Here is a 22,794-nt window from a genome sequence, read left to right as displayed (position 1 = left end):
CTGATAACTCGTTGATCCGGCCGGCGCAAAGACGCCACCTGTTGAGAATAGGATGTCATGGTCAAACGGAAAAGTGGTCTCGGGCGCGGACTCGATGCGCTGCTGAGCGGCAACGAGCCGTCCCGCGAGGACGGGCTGCCCCGGGAAGACGCGCTGCAGGACCTCCCCATCGAACAGATCAAGCGGGGCAAGTATCAGCCCCGCGTGCACATGGGCGCCGAGGCGCTGGAGGAACTCGCGAACTCGATCCGGGCGCAGGGGATCGTCCAGCCGATCGTGGTGCGGCGGCTCGGCGACGGCTACGAGCTGATCGCCGGCGAGCGCCGCTGGCGCGCGGCGCAGATGGCGGGACTCGAAGTCGTGCCCGCGGTCGTCCGGGACATCCCCGATCAGGCGGCGGCGGCGATGGCCCTGATCGAGAACATCCAGCGCGAGAACCTGAACCCGCTGGAAGAGGCGCAGGCGATCCGGCGGCTGATCGGGGAGTTCGAGATGACCCACCAGGACGCGGCCAGCGCCGTTGGCCGCTCGCGGACCGCGGTCACCAACCTGCTGCGCCTGCTGGATCTGCACGACGCGGTGAAGGAGCGGGTGAACGCCGGGGAGCTGGAGATGGGCCACGCCCGCTGCCTGCTCGGCCTGGCGACGGACCGGCAGCCGCTCGCCGCCGAGCAGATCGTCCGGCGCCAGCTCTCCGTGCGCGACGCCGAGCGCCTGGTGCGCCGGATGCTCGCGGAGCCCGCGGTGCGCGCGCCCGCCGCCGCCCCCCTGCCCGAGGTCCGGCAGCTCGAGACCCGTCTCTCCGACACCCTCGGGGCCTCCGTGCAGGTCCGCTACAACCGGGCCGGCAAGGGGCGCCTGGTCATCGAGTACAACAGCCTCGACGAGCTCGATGGCATCCTCGCGCACATCAACTGACTCTCAGGGCTGCGCAACGGCTCGGGTGCACGGGTTGCTGCTCGGGTCGGTGGCCGGGCCGGATCGGGGGATCCCGGGTCAGGACACGCTCAAGCCTTCCGTGGGCGCTCGAAGGCGGCCATCCGTGGCCGCCTACGGTCCTGACCCGGGAACCCCCGATCCGGCCTGCAATGCCGTGCCGCGTGGAGGGTGGGGGCGGGCCTATCCGGCCTCCTACATGGCGCGGAAACGGGCACGGCATTCGAGGGTGGTACCGGGCGGACCGTTGCCGGACCGTTGGCGGGCATGGATGCCCGCCATCGAGCGCCCATGGAAGGCTCGAGCGCGTCCGGCAACGGTCTGCCCGATACCACCCCGCCCCCGCACGCCGGCGTGCTCCTCGCGTCCGAACGCCCCGCTGCCCTTGCCGGCAACGCGGTCTGCGGGCGACGCTGCACTGCAGCAAAACCGGTTTGACCTGATCATAAGGCCACTCTTATACTGCGGCAACTTTTTCGGGGAGGGGACGGGCCAGCGGCCGCGTCCGTCGAATGGCGCAACAGAGTTTCACGGCAGCGCTGCAGTCGCTCGCCCTGCAAGTGGGCGTGACCCTGTTTGCGGCGGCTGCCATGGTGCCGATCAGCGCCGCCTGGGCGCTCGCGGCGCTGCTGGGCGGCGGCCTCGCCATCGCCGGGAACCTGCTCGTGGTGATGCTGGTGTTTCGCAACTACCGGGCCGCGGATCCCGGTACCCTGACCACCCGGATGATGGGGGCGGAGCTGGCGCGTCTGGCACTGGTTGCGGCGGGTTTCGCACTCGTGTTTGTGAGCGTCGAGGAGCCGGCCATGTTCTCGCTGCTCGGATCCTTCCTGGTGGTGCACCTACTGCCGGTGTGGTGGATGCACCGGGTTTCTGATCAAGCAATGAAGAGATAACTGCATGGCTTCGGAAAACGCACTGCCCACCATGGAAGAGCACATTGCTCACCACCTGAGCAACCTCACCTTCGGCCTGCACCCCGAGAACGGGCTGGGCTTCGCGATGACCAGCACCGAAGCGGCCGAGATGGGCTTCTGGGCCATCCACGTCGATTCCATGCTCTGGTCGATCGGCCTCGGCCTCCTCTTCCTGCTGACCTTCCGCGCCGCGGCGAAGCGGGCGACCGCCGATGTTCCCGGCGGCTGGCAGAACTTCGTCGAGTGGATCATGGACTTCGTCGACGAGAACGTCCGTGGCTCCTTCAAGCACAAGAACGACATGGTCGCGCCGCTGGCGCTGACGATCTTCGTCTGGGTCTTCCTGCTCAACCTGATGGATCTGGTCCCGGTCGATCTGATCCCGCACCTGTTCTATCTCGCTGGCGTCCCGTACATGAAGATCGTGCCGACCACCGACGTGAACGTGACCGTCGGCCTCGCGCTCGGCGTCTTCATCCTGATCCTGTATTACAGCCTGAAGATCAAGGGCCCGGTGGGCTTCATCAAGGAACTGACCGGGATCCCGTTCCAGACCAGCATCACCGTGCTGAAGCCGGTGTTCTGGGTGATCAATTTCGTGCTCGAGACGATCAACCTGATCGCCAAGCCCGTATCGCTCGCACTGCGACTGTTCGGAAACCTGTATGCCGCGGAGATGATCTTCATCCTGATCGGCGTGATGTACTCCGCCGGCCTGGTGCTCGGACTGGTCGGTGGCGTGCTGCACGTCGGCTGGGCGATCTTCCACATCCTGGTCGTCCCGCTGCAGGCCTTCATCTTCATGGTCCTGACGGTCGTGTACATCGACATGGCCTACAGCGAGGAGCACTAGTGGGCCACGGAGGAAGTTCGGCTGAACTCTCCGCGCGCCTGATCGGGATCCCGACCCTCTTCAATCCAACTGACCGATTCAAAACTCGACTGGAGATACAAAGATGGAAATGGCAAACGCTCTGATCGTTCTGGCTGGCTCCCTGCTGCTGGGTCTGGCCGCCGTCGGTGCCGCGATCGGCGTGGGGACCCTGGGCGGTCGCTTCCTTGAGGGCGCGGCCCGTCAGCCCGAACTGATCCCGATGCTGCGCACCCAGTTCTTCATCGTGATGGGTCTGACCGACGCCGTGCCGATGATCGGCGTGGGTATCGGCCTCTATGTTCTCTTCGCTCTGGGCTGACCGGCTGGCCGAGTCCCGAGGGCCCCTCACCACTGGTCAACCCGAGGTAGCAGGATGAATATCAATCTGACCATCATCGGCCAGCTGCTGGCATTCAGCATCTTCGTGTGGTTCACGATGCTCTACGTGTGGCCGCCGCTGTCCAATGCCCTGGAGACCCGGCGCAAGCGGATCGCCGACGGTCTCGCGGCCGCCGAGCGCGGGCAGAACGAGCAGCGCCTGGCCGAGGAGCGCGCGAAGGAGGTCATCAAGGAGGCGAAGCAGCAGGCCAGCGAGATCGTCGCGGCGGCGCAGAGGCGTGCGAACGAGGTGGTCGAGGAGAGCAGGACCACGGCGCGCGAGGAGGGCGAGCGCATCAAGGAGGCCGCGCACGCCGACATCGAGCAGGAGATGAACCGCGCCCGCGAGGAACTCCGCAAGAAGCTGGCCGGACTCGTGGTCCAGGGCGCCGAGCAGATCCTGGCGAAGGAGATCGACGCCAAGGCGCACGGTACCCTGCTGAAAGACCTGGCCGAACGGCTGTAAGGAGAGCGCATGTCCGACATGACACCGGTGGCCCGTCCCTACGCCCGCGCCGCCTTCGAGCTGGCGCAGGCCCAGGGCACGCTGCAGGACTGGGACGCGCAGCTCGGGCTGCTCGCGGCCATCGCCGCAGATGCTCGCGTCAGCGCGGTCCTGACCGATCCGCGCACCGATCGCGCGGCGAAGGCCGGGCTGGTGCTCGACATCGCCGAGGGACACGTGGGCGACGCGGTGCGCAACTTCGTGCAGCTGCTGGCCGAAAACGGCCGACTGCCGGCCCTGCCCGCGATGCACGCCGAGTTCGCTGCGCTGAAGGCGGAGACCGAGCGGCGCGTGGTCGCGCAGGTCGTGTCCTACCGCAAGGTCACCCAGGGTCAGGAAAAGCAGCTCCTCGATGCGCTGAGCGCGCGCTTCGGCTGCGAGGTCGACCTGGAGTGCTCGGTCGATGCATCCCTGCTCGGCGGGGTCGTGGTCCGTGCCGGCGATCTGGTCATCGACGGGTCGGTCCGGGGCCAGCTGAGCCGCCTTGCCGCCAATTTGAGTCGCTAAGAGGAATCTACCCATGCAACTGAATCCTTCCGAGATCAGTGATCTCATCAAGCAGCGCATAGAGAAGTTCGAGGTGAGCTCGGAGGCCCGGACCGAGGGCACCGTGGTCAGCCTGACCGACGGGATCGCCCGGATCCACGGCCTCGGCGACGTGATGCAGGGCGAAATGATCGAGTTCCCCGGCGACACCTTCGGCATGGCGCTGAACCTCGAGCGCAACTCGGTGGGCGCGGTGGTCCTCGGCGACTACAAGCACATCACCGAGGGCGACACCGTGCGCTGCACCGGCCGCATCCTCGAGGTTCCGGTCGGCCCGGAACTGCTGGGCCGGGTGGTGGACTCGCTGGGCCGGCCGATCGACGGCAAGGGCCCGGTGAACACCGACAGGACCGCGCCGATCGAGAAGATCGCACCCGGCGTGATCGAGCGCCAGTCGGTGTCGCAGCCGCTGCAGACCGGCCTGAAGGCGATCGACGCGATGGTCCCGATCGGGCGCGGCCAGCGCGAGCTGATCATCGGCGACCGGCAGACCGGAAAGTCCGCGGTCGCGATCGACGCGATCATCAACCAGATCGGCAGTGGCGTGAAGTGCATCTACGTGGCGGTCGGCCAGAAGGCCTCCTCGGTGGCCAACGTGGTGCGCCGCCTGGAGGAGTCGGGCGCGATGGAGCACACCATCGTGGTGGCGGCGAACGCCTCCGAGTCCGCGGCGATGCAGTTCATCGCGCCCTACTCGGGCTGCTCCATGGGCGAGTACTTCCGCGATCGGGGCGAGGACGCGCTGATCATCTACGACGACCTGACCAAGCAGGCCTGGGCCTACCGCCAGGTGTCGCTGCTGCTGCGCCGCCCGCCGGGCCGCGAGGCCTATCCGGGCGACGTCTTCTACCTGCACTCGCGCCTGCTGGAGCGGGCCTCGCGCGTGAACACCGACTACGTGGAACAGGCCACCAACGGCGAGGTGACCGGCCAGACCGGCTCCCTGACCGCGCTGCCGATCATCGAGACGCAGGCCGGCGACGTGTCGGCCTTCGTGCCCACGAACGTGATCTCGATCACCGACGGCCAGATCTTTCTGGAGACCGACCTGTTCAACGCCGGCATCCGACCCGCGATCAACGCCGGCCTGTCGGTATCGCGCGTCGGCGGTGCCGCCCAGACCAAGATCATCAAGAAGCTCGGCGGCGGCGTGCGTCTGGCGCTGGCGCAGTACCGCGAGCTCGCGGCCTTCTCGCAGTTCGCCTCCGATCTCGACGAACTGACCCGCAGGCAGCTGGATCGCGGCAAGCGGGTGACCGAGCTGATGAAGCAGGGTCAGTACTCGCCGCTGGCGATCGGCGAGATGGCCTTTTCGCTGTTCGCGGCCAACGAGGGCTTTCTGGACGACGTGGAAGTGGAAAAGGTCGTGAACTTCGAGCAGGCCCTGCTCGACTACGTTCGATCCTCGCAGAAGGCCCTGCTGGAAAAGATCAACGAGTCCGGCGACTACGATTCCGAGATCGAGTCGGCAATGCGCAAGGCCCTGGAAGAGTTCAAGGCCAAACACAGCTGGTAACGGGAGCACGCGATGGCGGGCACAAAGGAAATCCGGACGCAGATCAAGAGTATCAAGAGTACTCAGAAGATCACCAAGGCGATGGAGATGGTCGCCGCGTCCAAGATGCGCCGGGCCCAGGAGCGAATGGAGGAATCGCGCCCCTACGCCGACAAGATCTACAGCACCATCGGCCACGTCGCGATGGCCAGCGCCGAGTACACCCACCCCTTCATGGTCGAGCGGGAGGTGAAGCGCGTGGCGCTGATCATCGTCTCCACGGACCGGGGGCTCTGCGGGGGCCTGAACGTGAACCTGTTCAAGAAGGCCGTCGGCGAAATGAAGCGCTACCGCGACGAGGGCGTCGAGGTGGATCTCTGCCTGTTCGGCAACAAGGCGCTGGGCTTCTTCAAGCGACTGGGGGGCAACATCATCGCCGAGGCCACGCATCTCGGTGACCGGCCGCGCATCACGGATCTGCTGGGAAGCGTCAAGGTGGTGCTCGACGGCTTCCGCGAGGGGCGCATCGACCGCGTGGTGCTGGTCGAGAACAAGTTCATCAACACGATGACCCAGCAGCCGATGGTGTCGCAGATGCTGCCCACGGTGCCCAGCTCCGAACAGGAACTCAAGCACCACTGGGACTACATCTACGAGCCGGACACGCACCCGGTGATGGACACCCTGCTCGAGCGCTACGTCGAGTCGATGATCTACCAGGCGGTGGTCGAAAACGTTGCCTGCGAGATGGCCGCGCGGATGGTCGCGATGAAGTCCGCCTCCGACAATGCCGGCTCGCTGATCAAGGAGCTGAACCTGATCTACAACAAGGCCCGCCAGGCCGCGATCACTCAGGAGATCTCGGAGATCGTCGGCGGCGCCGCCGCGGTGGAATGAACAACGGGACGCCCTGCGACCCGGCATCCCCTCTCCCTCGGGGAGAGGACGGGAGCGGGCCGGTGGCCAGAACCCGCAGCGCCTGCCCCGGGAACACGAACCAAGAGGCTCCAGGCCCCCGCAAGAATTATCGACCTAGAGGATTGCATACATGAGTTCTGGAAAGATTGTCGAAATCATCGGCGCCGTGGTCGACGTGGAGTTCCCGCGGGATGCCGTGCCGAAGGTCTACGAGGCGCTGAACCTGGTCGACCAGGACCTGACCCTGGAGGTCCAGCAGCAGCTCGGTGACGGCATCGTGCGCACCATCGCGATGGGCACCACCGACGGTCTGAAGCGCCAGATGGCGGTCGAGGGGACCGGTGCCGCAATCCAGGTCCCCGTGGGCACCGCCACGCTGGGCCGCGTGATGGACGTGCTCGGCAAGCCGGTGGACAACGCCGGTCCGGTGGAGTCGGAGGAGCGGTGGGCGATCCATCGGTCGGCCCCCGCCTTTGACGAACAGGCGGGGTCCACGGAACTGCTGGAGACCGGCATCAAGGTGATCGACCTCCTGTGCCCGTTTGCGAAGGGTGGCAAGGTCGGCCTGTTCGGGGGTGCCGGTGTCGGCAAGACCGTGAACATGATGGAGCTGATCCGGAACATCGCGATCGAGCACTCGGGCTATTCGGTGTTCGCCGGTGTCGGCGAGCGTACCCGCGAGGGCAACGACTTCTACCACGAGATGAAGGACTCCAACGTCCTCGACAAGGTGGCGCTGGTCTACGGCCAGATGAACGAGCCACCCGGCAACCGCCTGCGCGTGGCGCTGACCGGCCTGACCATGGCCGAGTTCTTCCGCGACGAGGGTCGCGACGTGCTGATGTTCATCGACAACATCTACCGCTACACGCTCGCGGGGACCGAGGTCTCCGCGCTGCTCGGGCGCATGCCCTCGGCGGTGGGCTACCAGCCGACGCTGGCGGAGGAGATGGGCGTGCTGCAGGAACGCATCACCTCCACGCAGAAGGGCTCGATTACCTCGATCCAGGCGGTGTACGTGCCGGCGGACGACCTGACCGACCCGTCCCCGGCCACCACCTTCGCGCACCTGGATGCGACCGTGGTGCTGTCGCGCCAGATCGCCGAGCTGGGCATCTACCCGGCGGTGGACCCGCTGGACTCCACCAGTCGCCAGCTGGACCCGAACATCATCGGCCACGAGCACTACGACACCGCCCGCGCGGTGCAGAACACCCTCCAGCGCTACAAGGAGCTGAAGGACATCATCGCGATCCTCGGCATGGACGAGCTCTCCGAGGATGACAAGCTGCTGGTGGCCCGCGCGCGCAAGATCCAGCGCTTCCTGTCGCAGCCCTTCTTCGTGGCCGAGGTCTTCACCGGTTCTCCCGGAAAGTACGTGCCGCTGAAGGAGACCATCCGCGGCTTTGCGGCGATCGTCGACGGTGAGTACGACCACCTGCCGGAGCAGGCCTTCTACATGGTCGGCTCCATCGAGGAGGCCGCCGAGAAGGCGGAGAAGCTGAAGTAGCGATGCTGCCGTCACGCAGCATTCGCAAAGATGGACGTCGGGCGCGTCGCGCCGTGATCGTTCCCTCTCCCCATTCCCCTTCCGCGCGCGGGAGAGGGGGATCAGCAGCGCGCTGCCCGCGTGCCGGTGCCTAAGGAGCGTTTGCCATGGCCATGACCATCCACGTCGACGTCGTCAGTGCGGAGGAGTCGATCTATTCGGGTGATGCGTACATGCTCGCCGCCACCACCGAGACCGGCGAGGTGGGGATCTATCCCCGCCACACCCAGCTGCTGGCGCGGCTGAAGCCGGGCGAGCTGCGCATTCGCGAGACCGAGGACGGCGAACCGCAGCGCGTGTTCGTGTCCGGCGGAATCCTGGAGGTGCAGCCGCACGTGGTCACCGTGCTGGCGGATACCGCGATCCGTGCCAAGGACCTCGACGAGGCCGAGGCGCTGGAGGCCAAGCGCCGGGCCGAGGACGCGCTGGCGAATTCCAGGGCGGACTTCGACTACGCGAAGGCCCAGGCCGAACTGGTGGAGGCCGCGGCCCGTCTGCAGATGATCCAGAAGCTGCGTCGCGCCAGCTGACCGTGCTCCGCCGCATCCCCTCCCCCGGAGTGCGGGCGCCCGCTCCCGCTCGGTTCGGCGGAATCCCGCCTCGGCCCCGGTTGGTCCGCCGCCCGTCCGCAGGCGACCGCGGGCGGGCGCACTCAACGGAGCGACGCCGGTGACCGCCGCACTGCATGTGGTGATCCTCGCCGCCGGCAAGGGCACGCGCATGCGTTCGGCGTTGCCGAAGGTGCTCCAGCCGCTCGGCGGCCGCCCGATGCTGTCGCACGTGCTGGAGCGCGCGCGCCTTCTGTCGCCGGCGCGCATCAGCGTGGTGATCGGCCACCAGGCCGACCGGGTCCGTGCGTCCGTCGCGGCCGACGACCTGCGCTTCGTGGAACAGGCCGAGCAGAAGGGGACCGGTCACGCGGTGAGTCTCGCGCTCGCAGGGCAGGAGCCCGCCGGGCGCGTGCTGGTCCTCTACGGCGACGTGCCGCTGATTCCGCCGGAGGATCTCGAGGCCTGCCTCCAGGCTTCGGCCGATCTCGTGGTGCTGGGTGCCGAGGTCGCCGACCCCAGGGGCTATGGCCGCCTGGTCGAGCACCCGCCAGGCCACCTGGAGCGCATCGTCGAGGAACGCGACGCCGATACCGCGCAGCAACGGATCCGCCGCATCAACACCGGGATCCTCTCCGCTCCGGCGGCACATCTGAAGCGCTGGCTTGCGCAGGGCGAGGCGGAGGCCGACCGCCGCGCGGGCGAGTGGTACCTGACCGACGTGGTGGCGGCGGCGCGCGCGGAGGGCCGTCCGGTGGCGCTTGCGATGAGCGCCACACCGGAGGCCGTGCTCGGCGTCAACGACCGGCTGCAACTCGCCGGGCAGGAACGCCTGTTCCAGCGCGGTCAGGCCGAGCGCTGCCTGCGCGCGGGCCTGGCCCTGACCGACCCGGGCCGCTTCGACCTGCGCGGCCAGCTGCACTTCGGCGAGGACTGCCTTGTCGACCTGAACGTGATCCTCGAGGGAACGGTGCGGCTGGGCGACCGGGTGCGGATCGGCCCCGGTTGCCGCCTGCGTGACGTGGTCGTCGAGGACGACGCGCAGATCGACGCCTATTCGGTGCTTGAATCCTGTGTCGTCGGGCCGGGCTGCCGGGTCGGCCCGTTCGCGCGCCTGCGCCCCGGCGCTCAACTCGAGGCCGGAGCCGCGGTCGGCAACTTCGTCGAGATGAAGAACGCGACACTGGGCCCCGGCGCGAAGGCCAATCACCTGACCTACCTGGGCGATGCCGAGGTGGGACCGCGCGCGAACATCGGGGCCGGCACCATCACCTGCAACTACGATGGCGCGAACAAGCACCGCACCCGCATCGGCGCCGATGCCTTCATCGGCTCCAACTCGGCGCTGGTGGCGCCGGTCACGGTCGGTGACGGCGCGACGATCGGGGCCGGCACGGTGCTGACGCGCGACGCGCCGTCCGGTGTCCTGACGTTCTCGCGGCCGCCCCAGCAGACCCGCAGCGACTGGGAACGCCCGCGCAGGACCGCGAGGAGGCCCGCTGACGATCCCGGCGACCCGGAATCCTCGCCCCCGGGGACGGATTCGGGGACAGATTTGTAAATCTGTCCCCGAATCTGCCGACATCCGCAAGCGGAGGATGACTGGGGAGGGGCCTCGGCCTGCCAGGTGTCCCCCGACGCTTCACCTGTCGCCACGTTCAGGACTAGACTTCAGCCATGTGTGGAATCGTAGCCGGCATCGCCGAACGCAACATCGTGCCCGTCCTGATGGAGGGGCTGCGCCGCCTGGAATACCGGGGCTACGACTCCGCGGGCATTGCGCTGCTCTCGGGCGGGCGGATCGTCCGCGAGCGCACCCTCGGCAAGGTGGCCGCGCTCGCCGACGTGGTCGAGCGCGATGCGCTGAAGGGCGATGCCGGCATCGCCCACACGCGCTGGGCGACCCATGGCAGGCCCAGCGCCGAGAACGCGCACCCCCACATGTCGGCCGAGCGCATCGCGCTGGTGCACAACGGCATCATCGAGAACCACGCGGCCCTGCGCACGATGCTGCAGGAGCGCGGCCACCGCTTCACCTCGGAGACCGACACCGAGGTGATCGCGCACCTGATCATGGACGAACTCTCCAACGGCAGCGGCGACCTGTTCAATGCGCTCCGGGCCGCTGCCGGGAAGATGCACGGGGCCTATGCGCTCGCGGTACTGGACCGGGAGGCGCCGGAGCGCCTGGTGCTGGCGCGCGAGGGCAGTCCGCTGGTGATCGGGCTCGGCATCGGCGAGAACTTCGCGGCCTCCGACATCCAGGCGCTGCTTCCGGTCACCCAGCGCTTTGTGGACCTCGAGGACGGCGACTTCGCGGTCCTGGAGCGGCAGGCAATCGCGGTATACGACCGCGACGGGGAGCCGGTGCAACGCCCGGTGCGCGAGAGCAGCCGCGAGGCGCTGGCCGCCGACCGCGGCGGTTACCGGCATTTCATGCTGAAGGAGATCCACGAACAGCCGGAGGCCATCGCCGCGACGCTGGAGGGCCGACTGGGCGCGGACGACCTGCTGCCCAACCTGCTCGGGCCGGAGACCGCCGAGCGGCTTTCCGGAGTGCGCGGGGTGCAGATCATCGCCTGCGGCACCAGCTACCATGCCGGGCTGGTTGCCCGCCACTGGTTCGAGGCGGTGCTCGGGCTGCCCTGCCAGGTCGAGGTGGCCAGCGAGTATCGCTATCGCCCTCACGTGGTGGTGCCCGGCACGCTGCTGGTGGTGATCTCGCAGTCGGGCGAGACGGCCGACACCCTCGCGGTGCTCAAGCAGGCGCGCACGGATGCCTTCCACGCACGCCTGTCGATCTGCAACGTGCCCGAGAGCGCGATGGTGCGCAACGCCGACCTCTCGCTGCTCACCCATGCCGGGCCCGAGATCGGCGTTGCCTCGACCAAGGCCTTCACCACCCAGCTGGTGGCGCTGGCGCTGCTGGTGCTGCTGCTCGGGGAGCACTGCCGGGCGGCGCAGCTCCCGCCCGAGGGGCGCGCGGACTGGGTCCGCGGCCTGCGGGCCCTGCCCGAGCAGGTGCGCGCGGTACTGGCGATGGACGCCGGGGTTGCCGAGCTTTCGGAACGGCTGGTCGAGCGCCAGCATGCGCTCTTCCTGGGTCGCGGCCAGCACTTTCCGATCGCGCTGGAGGGAGCGCTGAAGCTGAAGGAGATCTCCTACATCCACGCGGAGGCCTATCCCTCCGGCGAGCTCAAGCACGGCCCGCTGGCCCTGGTGGACGCGGACATGCCGGTGATCGCGGTGGCCCCCAATGACGCCCAGGTCGAGAAGCTGGCGAGCAACCTGCAGGAGGTGCGCGCGCGCGGCGGCGAGCTGATGGTCTTCGCGGACCGCGACACGGTGCCGGCGCTCAGTGCCGACGACACCTGGATCGCGCTGCCGACGGCTCCCGCGCTGGAGTGGCTGGCCCCGGTCCTGTTCACCATCCCGCTGCAGCTCCTCGCCTATCACACCGCGGTGCTGAAGGGCACCGACGTCGATCAGCCCCGCAACCTCGCGAAGTCCGTAACCGTGGAGTAGGCTGGGCGGTCGCTCCCGAGAGGACCCCCGTGAGACCCGATTCCTCCCGCCGCGTCCTTTCCCACGTCATTGGCTTCGACGACGCCCCCTTCGCGCGCAGTCATCGCGGTGACGTGCTGGTGGTGGGTGCGGTCTTCGCCGGCCAGCGCCTGGAGGGCGTGCTGTCCACCCGGGTGCGTCGCGACGGGGCCAACGCGGCAGCCCGACTGGCGGCCTGTATCGAGGCGAGTCGCTTCCGGCCGCAGCTCCAGGCCGTGCTGCTGCAGGGCATCGCGCTGGCGGGCTTCAACGTGGTCGACCTGGCCGCGCTGGGCAGGTCCACGGGCCTCCCGGTGCTGGTGGTTGCCCGCCGCGAGCCCGGTCTGGAGCGCATCCGCAGCGCGCTGGAGCGGCGCGTGCCCGGCGGCCGGCGCAAGTGGCGCCTGATCGAGGCGGCGGGGCCGATGGAACCCCTGGCGGGCGTCTATGTCCAGCGCCACGGTCTTTCGCCCGCCGACGCGCGGACTCTTCTGACCGGGCTCCAGCTGCACGGCCTCATGCCGGAACCGCTGCGCGTGGCGCACCTCGTCGCCGGCGGCGTGACCACTGGCGAGAGCCGCCACCGAGCCTGAGGCCCGGTGTGCCGGGCCGGTTTGGCATGCGGGTCGCGGTTCTCTATTCTTGGGCCCCGCTCATCGCACCCGGGAGGCCTGTGCCATGAATTTCTCAGGAAGAACCGGACGAGGCCCTGCCGCGTCTGCGTTCGGCGCTCGCACCCTTGCACTGCTGACGCTGCTGTTCGGCGCCCTGCTCGTCCAGCCGGTGGCGTCCAAGCTGCCTGCCGACGGGTCCGACCGCCTGGCCTACGAACAGAACACCATCGAGGTGGTCCGCCAGATCGCCCGGTCGGTGGTCGCGGTGCGCGTGATGGCGGAGAGCGAGCCCTCCGGGGCCGAGAACCCGGGCCGGCGATTCGCCGGCGGCAGCGGCTTCGTCGTGGATGGCGCCGGGCGCATCATCACCAACTTCCATGTGGTGGCGATGGCGCTGGGCGAGACGACCGACGAGGTCGTGGAGCTTGCCCCCGACGCATCGCTGATGGTGTCCTTCCTCGACAGCCCGGACGAGGAGCACGAGGTGCGCGTGCTGGGCGCCAACCCGGACGTGGATCTCGCGCTGCTGGAGTTGCTGGAGCCGGATCGCGCTCCCGTCGTGCCGCCCATCGCGCTCGCCGACTCGGACCGGGTCGAGGTAGGACAGAAGGCGATCGCGATCGGCAATCCCTTCGGTCTGCACTCGACGGTGACCGCGGGGATCATTTCCGCGGTGGAGCGCGAGCAGCCGGGTGTCGCCGGCATCGAGATTCCCTACATCCAGACCGATGCCGCGATCAATCCCGGCAACTCGGGCGGCCCGCTGCTGAACTCCGCCGCCCAGGTGATCGGCATCAACAACACCATCCTCGCGCCCGCCGGCGCCTTCGCGGGGATCGGCCTCGCGGTGCCCAGCAACCTGGTTGCCGAGACAATGGGCGAGCTGCGGGCCGGCGGACTCTCCGGGTTTGCCGCAGCGGCCGCGCAGCTGCCCGACCGGCCGCGGCTGGGACTGCAGATCAGCCTGCGGGTCCAGGATTATCCAGAACCCCTGCGCGAGCAGCTGGGCCTGCCCGACCACGGTGTCGTGGTCACTGGCGTGTCCAGTGGCGGTCCGGCGGACCAGGCGGGCATACGGGGTCCCGAGGCGATCGTGCTGGTCGATGAACAGCCCTTCCCGGTCGGGATGGACGTGATCACCGCGGCCGAGGGCGAGCCCGTACGCCGGGCGATCGACCTGCAGCGCGTGGTCCTGGAGCGTGAGCAAGGCGATGTGGTGACCGTGACCGTCTGGCGTGACGGCAGCGAGCGCAGCTTCGAGATCGAACTGGAGGTGGTGCCGGTCGAGGCCGACTGACAGCGGCCACCGCGCCACCGGTAGATGGAGGAAGCGGGATCGATGGGAGACGACGACCTCGAGCAGGAGGGTCACCGGCAGGCGCTGTCGCTGCTGCGGTCCTGCGCGACCGAGGCCGGCTTTCTGGCCTCGCCGACGGACCGCTCCAACTATCGGCGGGTCTGGGCGCGGGACGGGGCGATGCTGTCGCTGGCCGCCCTGTGTGCGCAGGACGAGGAACTGATCGCCGCTGCGCGCAGCACCCTGCACACCCTGGTGCGCCACCAGGGACCGCACGGCGAGATCCCGAGCAATGTCGACCCGGTGACCGGACGCGTCAGTTACGGGGGCACCACCGGGCGCGTGGATGCCGACCTGTGGTTCGTGATCGCCTGCGCGGAATACTGGCGGGCGACCGAAGACGGGGACTTCCTCGATGCGATGCTTCCGGCGCTCGAAAAGGTGCGCGCCCTGCTCGGCGCTTGGGAGTTCAACAACCGCGGGCTGCTGTATGTGCCGCCGACCGGCGACTGGGCCGACGAGTACCTGCAGAGCGGATATGTTCTCTACGATCAGCTGCTCTACCTGCAGACGCAGCGCAGTCTCGCCGCGCTGCACGCCGGGGTGCACGGCTCGACGGATCACAGGCTCGAGGAACGGATCAGCCACCTGTATCACCTGATCCGCGCCAATTACTGGTTCGACGGTGATGCGGATCAGGCCGGAGACGCGTACCACGAGGTGCTGTACCGCAGGGGACAGGAGGCCGCGCCGCACTGCGCGGACCGCTACTGGCTACCGTCCTTCTCGCCCACCGGTTACAGTTACCGCTTCGACGCCTTCGCGAACGTGCTCGCGTCCCTGCTGGGCGTGGCCGACGACGACCAGCGCGAGCGGGTCGACCGCTACATCGCGGAGGAACTGGTTGACGACGAGCTGCCGCTGCTGCCGGCATTCCACCCGGTGATCGAGCCGGTCGACGAAGACTGGGAGGATCTTCAGGTCATGTTTTCCTACACCTTCAAGAACAAGCCCTACGAGTTCCACAATGGCGGTCTGTGGCCGATGCTCACCGGTTTCCACGCCGCCGACCTGGCGCTGCGCGGGCGTGGGCAGGCGGCCCGCCGCTACCTGCACGCGGTGCATGCCGGGAACCGACTCGCGATGGACGGCGAGGACTGGTCCTTCCCGGAGTTCGTGCACGGTCGTGACCGCACGCCCGGGGGCACGCGCCGCCAGGGCTGGAGCGCGGCCGCCGCGGTGATCGCCGGAGCGGCGCTCGAGGGACGCGAGGTCTTCGGGATAGACCATGCCGGCTGATCACGTGGTGCTCTGCACCGACCTCGACCGCACCATCATCCCGAACGGGGACCAGCCGGAGTCCCCGCGGGCCCGCGAGCTGCTGCGCCGCTTCGCCGCGCGCCCGGAGTCCACGCTGGTGTACGTGAGCGGGCGCGACGAGGGCCTGTTGCGAAACGCGATCCGGGACTACGATCTGCCGGTGCCCGACTTCGCGATCGGCGATGTCGGCACCACCATCTACCGCGTTCACGGGGATCACTGGCAGCCCATGAAGGCCTGGTCCCGCGAGATAGCGCCGGACTGGCAGGGCATGGAGGGCGCCGATCTGGCCAACCTCCTGCGCGGCGTCGAGGGCCTGCGCCTGCAGGAGGCGGAGAAGCAGAACGACTTCAAGCTCAGCTACTACGGGCCGGAGGATCCGCGGCCCGAGGCGCTGTTGTCCGAGGTGCGCCGGCGACTGAAGGACAACGGTGTCCGGGCGAATCTGATCTGGAGCATCGACGAACAGGCACACTGCGGGTTGCTCGACGTGCTGCCCGCCTCGGCAAACAAGAGCCATGCGATCGCCTTCCTGATGCGGGACAGGGGCTTCGGCGACCGCCAGACGGTCTTCGCCGGCGACAGCGGCAACGACCTCGAGGTCCTGGTCAGCAGCCTGCAGGCGGTGCTGGTGCGCAATGCCCCACCGGAGGTCCGCGAGGAGGCCGAGCGTCGCGCCGCCGAGTCGGGGAGAGCCGATCGGCTCTACGTCGCCCGTGGCGGGTTCCTCGGCATGAACGGCAACTACGCCGCCGGCGTATTGGAAGGCCTGGCGCACTACCTGCCGCACACCCGCGCCTGGCTGGAGTCGGACTCTTAAGCCGAATGGGGACGGATTTACAAATCTGTCCCCATTCGGCCCCATACCACCCCCCGCACCGGCCGCGGGCGCGCCGGCGCTCAGCGCAGCAGCGGCTCCTCGACGTCCCGCCGGGCGTCCGGACCCGCGAGCTGCTCGATCAGCGTGAGGGCGAAATCAATCGCGACGCCGGGTCCGCGACCGGTGACCACGCCGCCGTCGACCTCCACCGGCGTGGCCGTCGACGACAGGCCGCTGGCGTCCAGGGCACCGGTGTAGGCGGTCACCCGGCGACCCTCGAGCACCCCCGCGCCGGCGAGCGCCTTCGGCGCCGCACAGATCGCACCGAGCAGTCGACCGGCATCGGACTGACGCCGGACCACGGACCGCACCCGGGCATCGTCGCGCAGGTGGTCCGCGCCCGGCAGGCCGCCCGGGAGCACGACCAGATGGAAGTCCTCGTCGACCACGTCATCGAGTTCGCGATCGGGCAGGATCACCGTCTTGCGGGAGCAGGTCACCGGTCCCGGTTCGAGCCCGGCGACCACCACGGTGAAGCCGGCACGGCGCAGGAGATCGATGATGGTGACCGCCTCCAGTTCCTCGGCCCCCGGTGCCAGCGGGACCAATACACGGATCTGGTCCGGGTCGATGTTCATCACGGGCGGGCACCCATGATCGCGAGGCCCTTCAGCAGGTTCAGCGCCTCGTACAGGCCGAAGTCACGCTGGGCCAGCGGTTCCTCGTCGGTCTCGTCGGTGTCGTCGGACTCCGCGCCGTTCCCGAACGCGCCGTTGTCGATACTGCCCTCGAGGTGGCGTTCCAGGCTCGCCTCGTTCAGGCTCGGCCCGTTGTCCTCCGTACGGGTGACGCTGACGGGTTCGATGCGGATGTCGGGCTGGATGCCCTCGGCCTGGATCGAGCGCCCGTCGGGCGTGAAATAGCGCGCGGTGGTCAGCTTGATCGCGGTCTCCTGCGCCAGCGGCAGGATGGTCTGCACCGATCCCTTGCCGAAGGTCGGGGTACCCATCACCACCGCGCGCTTGTGATCCTGCAGCGCCCCGGCGACGATCTCCGAGGCCGAGGCCGAACCCTCGTTCACCAGCACCACCATCGGGACGCCGTCGGCGACGTCGCCGGGGGAGGCCGTGTACCGGAACTGCGATTCCTGCAGCCGGCCCTCCGTATAGACGATCAGGCCACTGTCCAGGAAGGCGTCGGACACACCGACGGCCCCGTTCAGCACGCCCCCGGGATTGTTGCGCAGATCCAGCACCAGGCCCTGCAGCGGGACGTCTTCCTTCAGGTCCTCGACCGCGCGCACGAGGTCGCGCGCGGTGCGCGACTGGAAGTTGGTGACGCGCACGTAGCCGAAGCCCGGTTCGAGTTGCTCCGAGCGCACGCTCTGGACCTGGATGATGTCACGGGTGATGGTGATGCGCTGCGGCCCCTCCACACCCTCGCGCATGATGGTCAGCGTGATGTCGGTGCCACGCTTGCCGCGCATCTTGTTCACCGCGTCGGACAGGCTCATGCCCTTCACTGCGGTGTCGTCCAGGCGGATGATCAGGTCGCCGGCGCGGATGCCGGCCCGGCTCGCGGGCGTATCGTCGATCGGCGCGATCACCTTGATGAAGCCGTCCTCCATGCCAACCTCGATGCCGAGGCCGCCGAACTCGCCGCTTGTGCCGACCTGCAGATCGCGGAATTCCTGCTCGTCCAGATAGGCCGAGTGCGGATCCAGTCCGGAGAGCATGCCCTTGATCGCATTGTCGAGCAGGTCGTGGTCCTCCACCTCGGTGACGTAGTTGCGCTTGATGCGCATGTAGACGTCAGTGAAGCGGCGCAGGTCCTCGACCGGGAGCGTCTCGCTCGCGCCGTCGTTGCGGTCGGCGAATACGCCCACGGAAACACTGAGGAGAACCCCCAGGATGACGCCGGTGACCAGACCGTAGCCGACGCTGAAACGCTTGTTCATGTCTTTGTCGCCTTTAGGGAAATCATTGCTCGCATGGTATCACTGGCCCACTGCCGCACCGCAAGAAACGCGCCCGGCGACAGCGGCGTGATGCTGCTCAGTTGGAGTCCCACCACGGCCGTGGGTTCAATGTCTCCCCCTGGTGGCGCAGCTCGAAATACAGCCCCGGGGCGATCGCGGCGCTGGCATCGCCGGCACGCGCGATCACGTCGCCGGCCGCAACCTGTTCCCCCGGCCGGGTGAGCAGCTCGCGGCCGTTGGCGTATAGCGTCAGATAACCCTCGCCATGGTCGAGGATCACCACGAAGCCGTAGCCGCGCATCCAGTCCGCGTAGACCGTCTGTCCGTGATGCACCGCGCGCACCGGCGCGTCCCGGCCGGTCTCGAAGACCTCGCCGCGCCAGGAGGCGTGCACGGCCCCGTTGCGCGGGGTCCCGTAACGATGCAGGAGGCTGCCGTCGACCGGCGGTCGCAGTGCGCCCCGGCGGCTTGCGAAGCGGCTCCCGTCCCCGGGGGCGTCGGCCTGCGGTGCGGGGGGCGGCTCATCCATCCGGCGCAGTACCGTCTCCAGTGTCTCGGCGTTGCGCGCGAGCCGTTCCAGTTCCAGTGCGTCATTCTCGATCTGCTGGTCGAGCCGGGCCAGCAGTGCCGCGAGTTCCTCTTCCCTGTCAGCGATCTTCCGCAGCGTCCGGCGAGTCTCGGTCTGGCGCGCGAGCAGTTCGTCACGTGCGGCGGCGAGCCGGTCGCGTGCTTCGGCCAGGGCGGCCGCCCGTCTGGCGATCCGCGCCAGCGCCTGCTCGCGCAGGAGCTGGATCCGGGCATCCAGATGCCGCTGATGGCGGCTCAGTTCGGCATCGTCCGCAGTCCAGGGACGGTGGCGCTCGCGGAGCCACTGGCTTCTCAGCAGCTGCAGCGCCTGCTCCCGGCCCGCGGCCAGTTCCGCCTCCCGCTCTTCCGTCTCCTGCTGGCGCTCCGCCACCGCGCGGTCCTGTTCGGCCACCGCCGTCCGCAGGCGACGTTCCGCATCGCGCAGGTCCTGGCTGCGCCGCGCAACCTCGGCCGCGCGTTCCTCCAGGCGCTCGATCTCGCGCTGGCGCTCCTGCTGTCCGCGCTCCAGCGCTCGCATCGCCTCCCGCGTCACCTCCAGTTCGGCTTCCGTCTCCATGGCCCCGGCCGCGGGCGCACACAGGATCAGGGCCGCGAAGAGCCAGCCAACCGGCTGTAATCGGGGAGCTTTGTCGAGATTGACCATTGCGTTTGTGGCAATATCCGAGTACTTTTGATTGCTTATATTCCCTTATATAGTCGTCTTCGAGACATGATCTTCCTCAAAACCGGATGCTCCGCCGTGACCCACGATCCAAACTGCTTTGATGAACCCCTGATGAGCCAGGACGAGGACATCGAGCGGGCGTCCCGCTCCCTGAAGGCGATGTCCCATCCGCTGCGGCTGAAGATACTCTGCATTCTCGGTGATCGCGAGATCAGCGTGCAGGAGATCGTCGACCAGGTCGGGACCTCGCAGAGCAACATCTCCCAGCATCTGGGCATCCTCCGGGACAAGGGCATCCTTGCCACGCGCAAGGATGCCAACCGCGTCTATTACCGAGTCGGCGATGCCCGCACGCTGCGCCTGATCGGAATGATGCAGGATGTATTCTGCAATTCCTGATGACCAAGGTGTGTCCTGATGCTTGAACGTCTGCCCGAGTTCCTGGGCAACCACCCGCTCCTCAGCGGGGCCCTGATCGCGGTCGTCGCGCTGATTCTCTTCACGGAGTTCCAGCGCCTGACGCGCAAGTACCGGGCGCTGCCGCCGGCCGAGGCGGTGCGGGTGATGAACCAGGATGGATCCCTCGTGCTCGACGTGCGCGAGGACAACGAGATCTCCGGGGGGCGCATCCCGGGCGCCCGCCACATCCCGCTGGGCGTGCTGAAGAAGCGCGTCGAGGACATCGACCGCTACAAGGAGTCGCCGGTGCTGGTGTACTGCCGCACTGGGGCACGCTCGGCGGTCGCGGCCTCGCAGCTGGTCGCCGCCGGGTTTACCGACGTGACCAACCTGCAGGGTGGCATCCAGGCCTGGCAGTCCGCGGGTCTGCCCGTGAAGAAGAAATAGCATTGCCCGATGCGTTTCCAGATCTATCTCACCCAGTTCTGTCCCTACTGCCAGATGGCCCGGGAACTCCTGGACCGGCTCGGATACGAGTACCAGCCGATCCACGTGGAGCTCGAGCCGCATGAGCGGCGGGTGATGGAAGAGCGCTCCGGACGCACCTCGGTGCCGCAGATCTTCCTCGGCGAGAGGCACATCGGCGGGTACGACGACCTCGCCGCGCTGCACCGGTCGGGCCGGCTGTCGCGGCTGGTGGACGAGGCACGGGGGCCCGAGGCATGAGCGGGCCTGCGGCCCCGCATCGCGTCTGTCCGCATTGCGGGCAGGTGAATCGTGTGCCCGATGCGAAGGCGCTGGACGCGCGCTGCGGAGCCTGCCGTCAGCCACTGTTCACCGGCGAGCCGACGGCGGTCGACAGCGGCCGGCTGGAGCGGTTCCTGGCCCGCGACCAGCGTCCGGTGCTGGTCGACTTCTGGGCCCCGTGGTGCGGCCCCTGCCGCGTGATGGCCCCGCAGTACGCCGAGGCGGCGCGGCAGCTGGAGCCCGGCTTCCGCCTGCTGAAACTGGACACCGAGGCGCATGCGGATGCAGGCGCGCGCTTCGGCATCCGCGGCATCCCCACGATGATCCTCTTCCTCGGGGGCCGCGAGGTCGCACGCCAGAGCGGCGCGATGTCCGCCTCGGATATCATGGGCTGGGCGCGGCAGGCCGCGCGCTGAACCCCGGCCCGCTTCGAGGCCGATCTCCCAACCCTCCGGCAACGAGACCACCTTATGGCTGAAGACACCAACACCGGCAGCGGCACCAACTCCGGCGCCGCGCCCGAACCGGGCAAGGGCCCCGAATTCCTTATCCAGAAGACCTACATCAAGGACCTGTCCTTCGAGGCGCCGGGCGCCCCCGGGGTGTTCCTGAAGGAGTGGAAGGGCGACACCAACGTGCAGCTGAACACGAAGATACGCACGCTGAACGAGCAGGAGGGCGTGTACGAGGTGGAGCTGGGCCTGACGGTTACCACGACCTCCCAGGGCGAGAACGCCTACCTCGTCGAGGTGAAGCAGGCGGGCGTGTTCGTTGCGCGCGGCTTTTCGCAGGAGCAGCAGGGGCACCTGCTCGGGGCCTACTGTCCCAACCTGCTGTTCCCCTTCGCCCGCGAGGTGGTCGCCGACCTGGTGCTGAAGGGAGGCTTTCCGCAGATGCTGCTGCAGCCGGTCAACTTCGATGCGCTGTACGCGCAGCACCAGCAGGAGCGGCAGCGCGGCGAGCAGGCCGGCGAGTCCGGCTCTGCGACCGCCTGAGGCGGATCGCGCATCCCGCGCGCCGACGCGGCGCCAGCGATCATGCAGGCTCCCGTGCGCATAGCGGTCCTCGGGGCGGGCTCGTGGGGCACCGCGCTCGCGATGCAGGCGGCGCGCCTGCACGAGGACGTGCTGCTGTGGGCCCGCGCGCCGGCGCAGGCGGCGCTGCTGGCGTCGCGTCGCGAGAACGCGCGCTATCTGCCCGGCGTGCACTTTCCGGAGAACCTCCGGATCCTCGCGGACCGCGAGGCGGCGCTGCGGGACCGCGACCTGATCCTCGTCGCGGTCCCGACCGGCGGCTTCCGCGAGACGCTGCACTGGGTGGCGGAATTCATCGCCCCGGGGCAGCGCGTCGCCTGGGCCACGAAGGGGCTGGAGAAGAGCACCGGCGCCTGGCTGCACGAGGTGCTGGCCGAGGAGCTCCCGGGGCAGCCGCCGGCGCTGCTGTCCGGTCCTTCCTTTGCCGGCGAGGTGGCCCGCGACCAGCCCACCGCGCTGACCGCCGCGGGCACCGACCCCGATGCGCTGGAACGGGTCGTGCGCGCCTTTCACGGACGCGCGATGCGCGTGTACCGCAATGCGGACGTGCTGGGAGTGGAGCTCGGCGGGGCATTCAAGAACGTGCTGGCCATCGCCGCCGGCATCTCGGACGGAGCCGGCTTCGGTGCCAATGCCCGGGCCGCGCTGATCACCCGCGGCCTGGCCGAGCTGCAGCGCCTCGGCGCGGCGGTCGGCGCGCGTCCGCAGACGCTCACCGGCCTCTCGGGTCTCGGCGACCTCGTTCTGACCTGTACCGACGATCAGTCCCGCAACCGGCGCCTGGGGCTGTATCTCGGTCAGGGCTTCGACCTGGCGACGGCCCTGGGACGGATCGGGCAGGCGGTGGAAGGTGCCGAGACCGCCCGCGTCGCGGTCGCGAAGGCGGCGGAGGCCGGCGTGGAGATGCCGATCTGCGCCGAGGTGCACGCGGTGCTCTACAGGGACCGCCCGGTGCGCGAGGCCGTCCGCCGCCTCCTGGAACGCGACCCGGTCGCCGAGTAGCAGCAGCCGGGTGGTAGGGGCGGCACTGTGGGAGCGGTGGGAGCGGCCTCCCGGCCGCGATCCGGCGTCGCCTTCGAGCCAGGCCGGCACTGTGGGAGCGGCCTCCCGGCCGCGATCCGGCG

24 protein-coding genes and 1 pseudogene are annotated in these 22,794 nt (G+C 68.7%); 22 read left to right on the top strand and 3 right to left on the bottom strand.

All coding sequences use genetic code 11. The annotated features are described in order from the left end of the window. The first annotated feature begins 57 nt into the window (after positions 1 to 57). From ACESMN_RS07890 to ACESMN_RS07815, 16 genes are all read left to right on the top strand, one after another. Positions 58 to 918, top strand: a complete 861-nt coding sequence (locus tag ACESMN_RS07890) for a ParB/RepB/Spo0J family partition protein (RefSeq protein WP_373053048.1) — start codon at positions 58 to 60, stop codon at positions 916 to 918. A 530-nt stretch (positions 919 to 1,448) separates the two neighbouring features. Then, positions 1,449 to 1,832, top strand: coding sequence for an ATP synthase subunit I (locus ACESMN_RS07885; RefSeq protein ID WP_373053047.1), 384 nt, complete (start codon positions 1,449 to 1,451; stop codon positions 1,830 to 1,832). Between the two features lie 31 nt (positions 1,833 to 1,863). After that, positions 1,864 to 2,706 (top strand): F0F1 ATP synthase subunit A, encoded by an 843-nt coding sequence (atpB, locus tag ACESMN_RS07880; RefSeq protein ID WP_373053062.1) that lies wholly within the window; start codon positions 1,864 to 1,866, stop codon positions 2,704 to 2,706. Between the two features lie 103 nt (positions 2,707 to 2,809). After that, positions 2,810 to 3,046, top strand: a complete 237-nt coding sequence (gene atpE / locus ACESMN_RS07875; protein WP_012983953.1) for a F0F1 ATP synthase subunit C — start codon at positions 2,810 to 2,812, stop codon at positions 3,044 to 3,046. Between the two features lie 54 nt (positions 3,047 to 3,100). After that, positions 3,101 to 3,571: a F0F1 ATP synthase subunit B gene (locus ACESMN_RS07870; protein ID WP_373053046.1), complete on the top strand. Its 471-nt coding sequence runs from the start codon at positions 3,101 to 3,103 to the stop codon at positions 3,569 to 3,571. Positions 3,572 to 3,580: 9 nt separating this feature from the next. Continuing rightward, positions 3,581 to 4,117, top strand: coding sequence for a F0F1 ATP synthase subunit delta (locus ACESMN_RS07865; RefSeq protein WP_373053045.1), 537 nt, complete (start codon positions 3,581 to 3,583; stop codon positions 4,115 to 4,117). A gap of 13 nt (positions 4,118 to 4,130) precedes the next feature. Further along, positions 4,131 to 5,672, top strand: a complete 1,542-nt coding sequence (atpA, locus tag ACESMN_RS07860; RefSeq protein WP_373053044.1) for a F0F1 ATP synthase subunit alpha — start codon at positions 4,131 to 4,133, stop codon at positions 5,670 to 5,672. A 12-nt stretch (positions 5,673 to 5,684) separates the two neighbouring features. Then, positions 5,685 to 6,548: a F0F1 ATP synthase subunit gamma gene (gene atpG, locus ACESMN_RS07855; RefSeq protein WP_373053043.1), complete on the top strand. Its 864-nt coding sequence runs from the start codon at positions 5,685 to 5,687 to the stop codon at positions 6,546 to 6,548. Positions 6,549 to 6,699: 151 nt separating this feature from the next. Further along, a complete protein-coding gene (gene atpD, locus ACESMN_RS07850) occupies positions 6,700 to 8,079 on the top strand; it encodes a F0F1 ATP synthase subunit beta (RefSeq protein WP_373053042.1) in 1,380 nt (459 codons plus the stop codon). A 146-nt stretch (positions 8,080 to 8,225) separates the two neighbouring features. Continuing rightward, positions 8,226 to 8,648, top strand: a complete 423-nt coding sequence (locus ACESMN_RS07845) for a F0F1 ATP synthase subunit epsilon (RefSeq protein ID WP_373053041.1) — start codon at positions 8,226 to 8,228, stop codon at positions 8,646 to 8,648. Positions 8,649 to 8,787: 139 nt separating this feature from the next. Next, the gene (gene glmU, locus ACESMN_RS07840; RefSeq protein ID WP_373053040.1) at positions 8,788 to 10,227 is read left to right on the top strand and encodes a bifunctional UDP-N-acetylglucosamine diphosphorylase/glucosamine-1-phosphate N-acetyltransferase GlmU; all 1,440 of its coding nucleotides are present in this window, start codon (positions 8,788 to 8,790) and stop codon (positions 10,225 to 10,227) included. Between the two features lie 116 nt (positions 10,228 to 10,343). Further along, complete coding sequence (gene glmS, locus ACESMN_RS07835; RefSeq protein ID WP_373053039.1) at positions 10,344 to 12,191, top strand: glutamine--fructose-6-phosphate transaminase (isomerizing); 1,848 nt, start codon at positions 10,344 to 10,346, stop codon at positions 12,189 to 12,191. A 29-nt stretch (positions 12,192 to 12,220) separates the two neighbouring features. Further along, positions 12,221 to 12,802 carry a DUF99 family protein gene (locus ACESMN_RS07830; protein ID WP_373053038.1) on the top strand — a complete coding sequence of 194 codons (582 nt, stop codon included), beginning with the start codon at positions 12,221 to 12,223 and terminating at the stop codon, positions 12,800 to 12,802. 160 nt (positions 12,803 to 12,962) lie between these two features. Then, entirely contained in the window at positions 12,963 to 14,120 is a 1,158-nt protein-coding gene (locus tag ACESMN_RS07825) for a S1C family serine protease (RefSeq protein ID WP_373053061.1), read from the top strand. Between the two features lie 42 nt (positions 14,121 to 14,162). Next, the gene (locus ACESMN_RS07820; RefSeq protein ID WP_373053037.1) at positions 14,163 to 15,419 is read left to right on the top strand and encodes an amylo-alpha-1,6-glucosidase; all 1,257 of its coding nucleotides are present in this window, start codon (positions 14,163 to 14,165) and stop codon (positions 15,417 to 15,419) included. Beyond that, entirely contained in the window at positions 15,409 to 16,260 is an 852-nt protein-coding gene (locus ACESMN_RS07815) for an HAD-IIB family hydrolase (RefSeq protein ID WP_373053036.1), read from the top strand. The genes ACESMN_RS07820 and ACESMN_RS07815 overlap by 11 nt, the downstream gene beginning before the upstream one ends. Before the next feature lie 80 nt (positions 16,261 to 16,340). Here ACESMN_RS07815 and ACESMN_RS07810 read toward each other — a convergent pair whose 3' ends face one another. The 3 genes and pseudogenes from ACESMN_RS07810 to ACESMN_RS07800 form a co-directional block, all read right to left on the bottom strand. Beyond that, the gene (locus ACESMN_RS07810) at positions 16,341 to 16,898 is read right to left on the bottom strand and encodes a DJ-1 family glyoxalase III (RefSeq protein ID WP_373053035.1); all 558 of its coding nucleotides are present in this window, start codon (positions 16,896 to 16,898) and stop codon (positions 16,341 to 16,343) included. Between the two features lie 217 nt (positions 16,899 to 17,115). Beyond that, positions 17,116 to 18,217, bottom strand: a pseudogene (locus ACESMN_RS07805) (S41 family peptidase); the annotation flags it as partial. A gap of 97 nt (positions 18,218 to 18,314) precedes the next feature. Continuing rightward, on the bottom strand, positions 18,315 to 19,382 hold the full coding sequence (locus ACESMN_RS07800; protein WP_373053034.1) for a murein hydrolase activator EnvC family protein: 1,068 nt from the start codon (positions 19,380 to 19,382) through the stop codon (positions 18,315 to 18,317). 153 nt (positions 19,383 to 19,535) lie between these two features. Here ACESMN_RS07800 and ACESMN_RS07795 point away from each other — a divergent pair, with 153 nt between their 5' ends. The 6 genes from ACESMN_RS07795 to ACESMN_RS07770 are packed head-to-tail and all read left to right on the top strand — an operon-like array spanning position 19,536 to position 22,672. Next, on the top strand, positions 19,536 to 19,889 hold the full coding sequence (locus ACESMN_RS07795) for an ArsR/SmtB family transcription factor (protein ID WP_373053033.1): 354 nt from the start codon (positions 19,536 to 19,538) through the stop codon (positions 19,887 to 19,889). A gap of 18 nt (positions 19,890 to 19,907) precedes the next feature. Beyond that, the gene (locus ACESMN_RS07790) at positions 19,908 to 20,336 is read left to right on the top strand and encodes a rhodanese-like domain-containing protein (protein WP_373053032.1); all 429 of its coding nucleotides are present in this window, start codon (positions 19,908 to 19,910) and stop codon (positions 20,334 to 20,336) included. Positions 20,337 to 20,345: 9 nt separating this feature from the next. Beyond that, entirely contained in the window at positions 20,346 to 20,615 is a 270-nt protein-coding gene (grxC, locus tag ACESMN_RS07785; RefSeq protein WP_373053031.1) for a glutaredoxin 3, read from the top strand. After that, the gene (gene trxC / locus ACESMN_RS07780) at positions 20,612 to 21,052 is read left to right on the top strand and encodes a thioredoxin TrxC (RefSeq protein ID WP_373053030.1); all 441 of its coding nucleotides are present in this window, start codon (positions 20,612 to 20,614) and stop codon (positions 21,050 to 21,052) included. Before grxC ends, trxC begins: the two co-directional genes overlap by 4 nt. Positions 21,053 to 21,106: 54 nt before the next feature. Further along, positions 21,107 to 21,631 carry a protein-export chaperone SecB gene (gene secB / locus ACESMN_RS07775; RefSeq protein WP_373053029.1) on the top strand — a complete coding sequence of 175 codons (525 nt, stop codon included), beginning with the start codon at positions 21,107 to 21,109 and terminating at the stop codon, positions 21,629 to 21,631. Between the two features lie 54 nt (positions 21,632 to 21,685). Next, positions 21,686 to 22,672, top strand: a complete 987-nt coding sequence (locus ACESMN_RS07770; protein WP_373053028.1) for an NAD(P)H-dependent glycerol-3-phosphate dehydrogenase — start codon at positions 21,686 to 21,688, stop codon at positions 22,670 to 22,672. Positions 22,673 to 22,794 lie beyond the last annotated feature (122 nt).

The sequence above is a fragment of the Thioalkalivibrio sp. genome (assembly GCF_041690275.1).
Classification (GTDB): Bacteria; Pseudomonadota; Gammaproteobacteria; order Ectothiorhodospirales; family Ectothiorhodospiraceae; genus Thioalkalivibrio.
This window is presented reverse-complemented; position numbering and strand designations above follow the sequence as displayed.

Coding starts and splice junctions, on each gene's coding strand:
- ACESMN_RS07890 (WP_373053048.1), top strand. CDS start 58: ATGGTCAAACGGAAAAGTGGTCTCGGGCGCGGACTCGATGCGCTGCTG.
- ACESMN_RS07885 (WP_373053047.1), top strand. CDS start 1,449: ATGGCGCAACAGAGTTTCACGGCAGCGCTGCAGTCGCTCGCCCTGCAA.
- atpB (WP_373053062.1), top strand. CDS start 1,864: ATGGAAGAGCACATTGCTCACCACCTGAGCAACCTCACCTTCGGCCTG.
- atpE (WP_012983953.1), top strand. CDS start 2,810: ATGGAAATGGCAAACGCTCTGATCGTTCTGGCTGGCTCCCTGCTGCTG.
- ACESMN_RS07870 (WP_373053046.1), top strand. CDS start 3,101: ATGAATATCAATCTGACCATCATCGGCCAGCTGCTGGCATTCAGCATC.
- ACESMN_RS07865 (WP_373053045.1), top strand. CDS start 3,581: ATGTCCGACATGACACCGGTGGCCCGTCCCTACGCCCGCGCCGCCTTC.
- atpA (WP_373053044.1), top strand. CDS start 4,131: ATGCAACTGAATCCTTCCGAGATCAGTGATCTCATCAAGCAGCGCATA.
- atpG (WP_373053043.1), top strand. CDS start 5,685: ATGGCGGGCACAAAGGAAATCCGGACGCAGATCAAGAGTATCAAGAGT.
- atpD (WP_373053042.1), top strand. CDS start 6,700: ATGAGTTCTGGAAAGATTGTCGAAATCATCGGCGCCGTGGTCGACGTG.
- ACESMN_RS07845 (WP_373053041.1), top strand. CDS start 8,226: ATGGCCATGACCATCCACGTCGACGTCGTCAGTGCGGAGGAGTCGATC.
- glmS (WP_373053039.1), top strand. CDS start 10,344: ATGTGTGGAATCGTAGCCGGCATCGCCGAACGCAACATCGTGCCCGTC.
- ACESMN_RS07820 (WP_373053037.1), top strand. CDS start 14,163: ATGGGAGACGACGACCTCGAGCAGGAGGGTCACCGGCAGGCGCTGTCG.
- ACESMN_RS07815 (WP_373053036.1), top strand. CDS start 15,409: ATGCCGGCTGATCACGTGGTGCTCTGCACCGACCTCGACCGCACCATC.
- ACESMN_RS07810 (WP_373053035.1), bottom strand. CDS start 16,898: ATGAACATCGACCCGGACCAGATCCGTGTATTGGTCCCGCTGGCACCG.
- ACESMN_RS07800 (WP_373053034.1), bottom strand. CDS start 19,382: ATGGAGACGGAAGCCGAACTGGAGGTGACGCGGGAGGCGATGCGAGCG.
- ACESMN_RS07795 (WP_373053033.1), top strand. CDS start 19,536: ATGATCTTCCTCAAAACCGGATGCTCCGCCGTGACCCACGATCCAAAC.
- ACESMN_RS07790 (WP_373053032.1), top strand. CDS start 19,908: ATGCTTGAACGTCTGCCCGAGTTCCTGGGCAACCACCCGCTCCTCAGC.
- grxC (WP_373053031.1), top strand. CDS start 20,346: ATGCGTTTCCAGATCTATCTCACCCAGTTCTGTCCCTACTGCCAGATG.
- trxC (WP_373053030.1), top strand. CDS start 20,612: ATGAGCGGGCCTGCGGCCCCGCATCGCGTCTGTCCGCATTGCGGGCAG.
- secB (WP_373053029.1), top strand. CDS start 21,107: ATGGCTGAAGACACCAACACCGGCAGCGGCACCAACTCCGGCGCCGCG.